The sequence below is a fragment of the uncultured Leptotrichia sp. genome (assembly GCF_938036635.1).
GTDB lineage: Bacteria > Fusobacteriota > Fusobacteriia > Fusobacteriales > Leptotrichiaceae > Leptotrichia > Leptotrichia hongkongensis.
This window is the reverse complement of the sequence record NZ_CALHQO010000463.1, coordinates 1-3,659: the sequence shown is the minus strand read 5'-3', so window position 1 is coordinate 3,659 and position 3,659 is coordinate 1. Positions and strand designations below refer to the sequence as shown.

3 protein-coding genes and 2 pseudogenes are annotated in these 3,659 nt (G+C 29.7%); 4 read left to right on the top strand and 1 reads right to left on the bottom strand.

Annotated features, from left to right (window positions below; translation table 11 throughout):
* On the bottom strand, positions 1-208 hold a 208-nt coding region (locus Q0370_RS09155; protein WP_299574937.1), incomplete at its 3' end, for a hypothetical protein.
* Between the two features lie 16 nt (positions 209-224).
* Here Q0370_RS09155 and Q0370_RS09150 point away from each other — a divergent pair.
* The 4 genes and pseudogenes from Q0370_RS09150 to Q0370_RS09135 all read left to right on the top strand — a co-directional run.
* A pseudogene (locus Q0370_RS09150) lies at positions 225-710 on the top strand (hypothetical protein); the annotation flags it as partial.
* Positions 685-1,956 carry a glycosyltransferase gene (locus Q0370_RS09145; protein WP_299574935.1) on the top strand — a complete coding sequence of 424 codons (1,272 nt, stop codon included), beginning with the start codon at positions 685-687 and terminating at the stop codon, positions 1,954-1,956. The pseudogene Q0370_RS09150 and the gene Q0370_RS09145, both read left to right, overlap by 26 nt.
* 2 nt (positions 1,957-1,958) lie before the next feature.
* The gene (locus tag Q0370_RS09140; protein ID WP_299574934.1) at positions 1,959-2,942 is read left to right on the top strand and encodes an NAD(P)-dependent oxidoreductase; all 984 of its coding nucleotides are present in this window, start codon (positions 1,959-1,961) and stop codon (positions 2,940-2,942) included.
* A pseudogene (locus Q0370_RS09135) lies at positions 2,905-3,606 on the top strand (MBL fold metallo-hydrolase); the annotation flags it as partial. The gene Q0370_RS09140 and the pseudogene Q0370_RS09135, both read left to right, overlap by 38 nt.
* Positions 3,607-3,659 lie beyond the last annotated feature (53 nt).

Here is a 3,659-nt window from a genome sequence, read left to right as displayed (position 1 = left end):
AATACGATTCCCTAATCAGCTCATTATTCATCTTATCTATAACAAACGGAAGATTTGTTATTGCAATTTTTCGTTCGTCTAACGAAGATAAAACATTGTCTGTCGGTAACCCTGCTGCATGTAACACTGATAAATACATATTATTTGAATCTTGTATAATTTGTGATATCTCACTTTGATTGTTCCTAATTGATAATTTAGTTTCCATAAAATTTTCTCTCCTTTTAAATATTTTTCAGCAATTTGGATATAAAATTATAAATTCAAATTTTCCATATAATGAAGACTTTGAACATGATGAATATGAAGATATCAGTATTTTTAAAGCAAGTTTATCAAATATTGTTTATTATTCTGGCACTCTTTTTAATAAAAAATTTAAACAGGAAATTTTAAGGCATTTAGAGCCTGTTAAGCATTTAAAAGATGTGATAGTTATTTCTTTAAGCTCAGGCTTAAATGTTTGGAATAAATTTATGGATTTAGCAAATTATGATAATGGGAATATTACGATGTTTGCTTTAGGACCTGTAGCGAAAGGTTATGGAAACTTGAAAAATACAGTAGTTATTAAGGGAAGTTTAGATATTTACAGCTGGCTTCTAGATTTTCACAAGACTGATAGAATTGTAAATTGTGGACATTTGGAATATTTTAAGGATAGGAAGGTAAAAAAAATAATTTATGAATACTTACAAGGAAAAAATTGAAATTGCAGTTGTTGCCCCTCCTTTTAGCGGACATCTCTATCCAGCTTTAGAGTTAGTTCTCCCTCTATTAAAGGAAAAGGACAAATACAATATCTGTATTTATACAGGTTGTCAAAAAGAGAAAGTTGTAAAGAAACTTGGATTTCCTGTAAAAGTTTTTCTTAGAGATAAGCCTGCTATCTTTGAAAAAATATCTGATACTGATAAACAGACTAATCTTTGGATTATGTATAAGCAATTTAAAGAAAATATGGGACTTATGCCAGAAATAATAAGAGAAATGGAAGATTTTTTTTCTGAAAGAAAGCCTGACATAGTTATAGCAGATTTTACAGCCGTTCCAGCAGGATTTGTGTGCAAAAAAAATAATATTCCTTGGATTACAAGCATTCCAACGCCATTTGCAATAGAAAGCAGGACAACAACTCCTGCTTATATGGGAGGACTATATCCAAGAGATAATTTTTTATTCAAACTAAGAGATAGTATAGCAAGAAACGTTGTCAGAAATTTTAAAAGAATGGTTTGTTTTATTTTAAAAAATCAATTAAGACAATTTAATTTCACTTTGTACAACGAAAAAGGTGAAGAAAATATTTATTCTCCATATTCTATATTAGGTTTAGGCATGAAAGAAATTGAATTTAGAGATGATTTTCCAAGTCAATTTTCTTGGGCTGGGCCTTGCTGTTCGTCCCTTTTTAAAAATAGTGTGCAATTTGAAAATAATAAGAAATTTGAAAAAACTGTATTTTTAACTAACGGAACGCATCTAAAATGGGCTAAAAAATCAATAATCGAGCTGGCAAAAGAACTTTCAAAAATCTATCCTGAATTTCTGTTCGTAGTCTCGTTGGGAAGTTATTTAGAAAAAGATAAGGGTATTGTAAAGGAAAATAATTTACACATTTACCATTATTTAGATTATGATGAAATTTTGCCTAAGATAGATTATGTTATTCATCATGGCGGAGCAGGAATACTTTATTCCTGTATAAAATATAACAAGCCTGCTGTTATTGTTCCTCATGATTATGACCAGTTTGATTATGCAGTAAGGGTCGATTTAGCTAAAATTGGAATACCAGCTAAATTAAAATCAAGAAAGTCCATTTTAAAGGCTTTTAAGAAAATGCTAAAAAGAGAAGAATGGAACAATTTGGAAAAATTATCAAAAGAATTTAATAATTATTTACCAAGTGAAATGTTGAAAAAAGAAATTGACAGGCTGTTAAAAGGAGGATAGCGATGAAGGTTTTAATCACAGGGGCAACTGGTTTTCTAGGAAAATATATAGTTGAAGAATTAAAAAATAATGGTTATCAGGTTGTTGCATTTGGAAGAAATGAGAAAATTGGCAAGATTTTGATTGACAGTAATGTTGAGTTTTTTAAGGGAGATATAGAAAATAAGGAAGATTTGCTAGGAGCTTTGCAAGGATGCAGTGCGGTAATTCATGCTGCGGCATTATCTACAGTTTGGGGTAAATGGAACAATTTTTATAAGGTAAATGTGTTAGGAACTCGAAATATTGTTGAAATTTGTGAGAAGCAAGGCCTAAAATTAGTTTTTGTTTCATCTCCCAGCATATATGCTGGGGCAAAGGATCAGCTAGATGTTAAGGAAAATGAGGCTCCAAAGGATAATAACCTTAATTTTTATATAAAAAGTAAAATTATGGCAGAAAATATAATCAAGAATTCCAAGCTAAATTATATGATAATTCGCCCACGTGGATTATTTGGAATTGGAGATACAAGCATAATTCCAAGACTTCTAGATTTGAATAAAAAAATGGGAATACCTCTTTTTGCTGATGGAAAACAAAAAGTCGATGTAACTTGTGTTGAAAATGTTGCCTATGCTTTAAGGCTGGCACTAGAAAATGAAAAGTATTCACGACAGACTTATAATATAACAAATGATGAGCCGATAGAATTTAAGGAAATTTTGACATTGTTCTTTAACGAGATGGGAACAGAAGGCAAATATTTAAAATGGAACTACAGACTAATTTTAATTCTAGTTTCAATTTTAGAAAAAATTTATAAACTTTTCGGAATTAAAAAAGAGCCTCCTCTTACCAAATATACGCTATATTTAATGAAATACAGCCAGACTTTGAATATCGACAAGGCAAAAAAAGAATTAGGATACTATCCCCAAATATCTGTCCTTGAAGGAGTAAAAAAATATGTTAAGCACATCAGAGAAAATGATAGAAAAAGTTGAATATTTTGCCTGCGGCTATTGTACAAATGATTTAAAGAAGGTTTTTAAAGGTTTTGGTAAGACAGTGGTTGATTTTTATGCGGGAGTGTTTTTGATAAAGCATAAAAGAATGGGCTATATTCTTTATGATACTGGTTATTCTATGGATATTTTAAAAAACAAATTTAAATATTTTTTGTATAGATTTCCCAATCCGATAACCTTAAAAAAAGAAGATACAATTGATTACCAGCTTAGAAAAAAAGGTATAAGTATAGAAGAAATAAAATATATAATTGTTTCACATTTACATCCTGATCATATTGGAGGATTGAAATTTTTTCCAAACTCTAATTTAATATTAACTGAGACTTGCTATAATAGTTTTAAGTCAAAAAAAGATAATTTTTTGATTTTTAATGAACTTCTGCCAGATGATTTTGAAAATAGATTGACATTGATAAGAAAGGAAAATTATAAGGAAAACAAGTTGTTTTTGTATAAAAATAGTTTTGATTTATTTTCTGATTCATCTATGCTTATGGTTGAGATAGATGGACATGCAAAAGGTCAGGCATGTGTATATATGCCGGAATTAAAACTGTTTATTGGTGCTGATGTATGCTGGGGGACTGAATATCTTCCGTTTACAGATAAAATGAAATGGTTTGCTAGAAAAATACAGAATTTCTGATGAAGAAGCCTATTCTGATCAATTAACTTTTTTTATGGTTGGCG

Excerpts from the sequence above, each read along its gene's own strand:
- Q0370_RS09145 (WP_299574935.1), top strand. The coding sequence starts at position 685 with ATGAATACTTACAAGGAAAAAATTGAAATTGCAGTTGTTGCCCCTCCT.
- Q0370_RS09140 (WP_299574934.1), top strand. The coding sequence starts at position 1,959 with ATGAAGGTTTTAATCACAGGGGCAACTGGTTTTCTAGGAAAATATATA.